Here is a 1,666-nt window from a genome sequence, read left to right as displayed (position 1 = left end):
GCCCAACGTCTGCGCGCCCCCGGAGCCCCTCTGCGTGGACCGCGACCTGGGCAGCGCGCTGCCGGTGTCGCTGACGGGCTCCACCGTGGAGGCCCGGGACGACCACGCTGCTTCCTGCGGGGGCGCGGGCGCGCCGGACCGGGGCTACCTGTGGACGGCGCCCCGCGCGGGCACCTTCACCTTCGACACGGCCCGCTCGGCGGTGCGCTCCGTCATCGCAGTGTACGCGGACGGCTGCGGCGGCCAGGAGCTGGCGTGCGCGTCGGGCGGCATCAGCTACGGCGGCGGGTCCCGCGTGGCGGTGACGCTGACGAAGGGCCAGCGGGTCCTGGTGACGGTGGACGCCGTGGCGGACGGGGACTTCACCCAGGGCGCCTTCGCGCTGCACATCGACGCGCTGCGCTCCAGCGAGGCCGGCGCCTGCTTCGACAACATGGACAACGACGGGGACCGCTGGGTGGACTGCGCGGACACCGAGTGCCGCGACGACCCCCGCTGCAAGGGCCAGGGCTGCGCCCACCACGACCTGGGCAGCGCCCTGCCCGTCACCTTCCAGGGGGAGACCGCCCTCTCCGGCGACGGCTTCCAGGGCACCTGCGGCGCACTGCTCCAACAGGACCGCGCCCACCTGTGGACGGCGCCCAGGGCGGGCACCTTCGTCTTCGACACCTCGCCCGCCGGGGACCCGGACGCGGGCGGCCACGCCCTGTACCTCCTCACCGGCTGCCGGGGCACGGAGCTGGGCTGCGCCGCGAACCCACATCCCACGACCCAGGAGGCCCCCGCCCTGAAGCTCACCCTGGCCCAGGGGCAGACGGTGCTGGTGGTGGTGGACGGCATGGCCCGGCCGGACCGGGACACCCCCATCCGCTACACCCTCCACGTCACCGAGTGGGTCTCCTCCGAGGCCGGCCACTGCCACGACGGCGCGGACAACGACGCGGATGGCCGGGCCGACGACGCGGACCCGGACTGCCGCTGACGCGCCGTGCCACAACCGGCGTCCCACACCCACCTTCTCAGCGGATGTGAGGTGCTACGCAACTGATCGGCGGCCGGTGCGATAATCCCGGCAAGTCGTCCGCAGCCCTTCCCAATTTCCTCGAACTCCGACGAGGGAGCCCCGCAATGAGCCTCATCGACCGCGCCCGCAGTGCCGTCAGCAACACCCTCCGCCACGTGCAGCAGGACCCCATCAAGGCGGCGAAGGACATCGGGACGCAGGCGAAGAAGGGCTACGACACCTTCAACAAGGTGAAGACGGCCGTGAAGGACGGCTTCGACAACGTCAAGAGCCTGAAGACGGACGGCTTCAAGGCGACGCTGAAGGGCAACGTCGACAAGCTGGTCTCCAAGGCCACCGACCCGAAGACGAAGCTGGACCTCAAGGGCAAGCTGGGCATCGCGGGCAAGGCGTTCGGCACCCTGACCAGCGCCGCGAAGCTGGTGGGCCAGGCCGGCACGGCCATCAGCGACGTGCGCAACGCCGTGCGCTCCGGCAGCAGCGAGGACTGGAACAAGGCGCTGGGCTCCGTGGCCACCGCCGGCAAGGGCGCGGTCAGCACCGTCAAGGGCGGCCTGGAGATTGCCCGCGACGTGAACAAGTTCGGCAGCGCGTACAAGGCCGCCAGCGGCGCCTTCAAGGCCGCGGTCCCGGGCGCCGGCC

At 72.2% G+C, this 1,666-nt stretch carries 2 pseudogenes; both read left to right on the top strand.

The features are described 5' to 3' along the window. Window positions 1-982, top strand: a pseudogene (locus tag ACLEQD_RS42920) (tryptophan synthase alpha chain); the annotation flags it as partial. A 146-nt stretch (window positions 983-1,128) separates the two neighbouring features. Beyond that, window positions 1,129-1,666 (top strand): annotated as a pseudogene (locus ACLEQD_RS42915) (hypothetical protein); the annotation flags it as partial.

This window comes from Corallococcus sp. 4LFB (assembly GCF_046520365.1).
GTDB classification, from domain to species: domain Bacteria; phylum Myxococcota; class Myxococcia; order Myxococcales; family Myxococcaceae; genus Corallococcus; species Corallococcus caeni.
The sequence above is the reverse complement of the archived record's forward strand: the minus strand, read 5'-3'. Positions and strand labels throughout refer to the sequence as shown.